This is a genomic window from Oleiphilus sp. HI0125, assembly GCF_001635355.1.
In genome coordinates, this window is record NZ_LWGF01001024.1 from 1 (window position 1) to 940 (window position 940).

At 45.1% G+C, this 940-nt stretch carries 2 protein-coding genes; one reads left to right on the plus strand and one right to left on the minus strand.

What is annotated here, in order from left to right; genetic code table 11:
• The coding region (bluB, locus tag A3762_RS17525) for a 5,6-dimethylbenzimidazole synthase (protein ID WP_197469353.1) at positions 1–618 on the plus strand (618 nt) is incomplete at its 5' end.
• 13 nt (positions 619–631) lie between these two features.
• Here bluB and A3762_RS17530 read toward each other — a convergent pair.
• A partial coding sequence (locus A3762_RS17530; protein WP_068756862.1) for a DUF819 family protein occupies positions 632–940 on the minus strand: 309 nt, incomplete at its 5' end.

Sequence of the window (940 nt, forward strand, 5' to 3'; positions counted from 1 at the left end):
GAAAAAACAGCCATTTATAAAGTCATGGCGGAACGCCGAGATATGCGGCATTTTAATAACGAGAAGGTTTCCGAAGACCTTATTAGCAAGCTGCTATATGCGGCTCATATGGCTCCGAGTGTTGGTTTAATGCAGCCGTGGCGTTTTATCCGAATTCGCAATACTGAAAAGCGTGAAGCGATTCAAACGCTAGTAGAGAATGAGCGCGATCTTACCGCTGCTGCATTAGCCTCTCGCAAAGCTGAGTTTCTTAAACTCAAAGTAGAGGGTTTAAAAGAATGTTCAGATGTCATTGTTGCGGCACTGCCCGATAAGCGTGATGAACATGTATTTGGGCGACGAACATTACCAGAAATGGATTTGGCTTCGTTGTCTTGCGCTATTCAGAATATGTGGCTTGCCGCGCGTGCTGAGGGAATTGGTATGGGATGGGTCTCCATCTTTGACCCTGAGGCGCTAAAAACGGTTTTAAACATGCCGCCCGACAGCCATCCTGTCGCGATTCTATGCATTGGTCATGTAGATGCTTTCTATGAGAAGCCCATGCTCGTTATGGAAGAGTGGGCGACAGAGCGTAGCTTAGATGAGTTCGTGTTTGAGGACGAATGGCAATACTAAGCTTAGCCTACAATCAAAGGATAGATTTCAACGATATTGCCACGACGATTCCTAAATAATTGCCGAGAACATAGCCAATAATTGCCGCGCAAAAACCGGGCACCAATAAGGCTTGATTGCGAAGCGCTCCAACAATCACTGGAATAAAAGGTACAGACATTATTGCTGCGGAAGATGTGACCAAGAAAGTGTCTACATCAATCTTGAAAACGCGACAGAGTCCCGCATGAATTGTCATCGCACCAATTAGCATTAAGCCAATGTAGCTAAACAGAGCCCAATTTAAATCAGCTAGAACACTCAAGTTTGTCATACTTCCCAT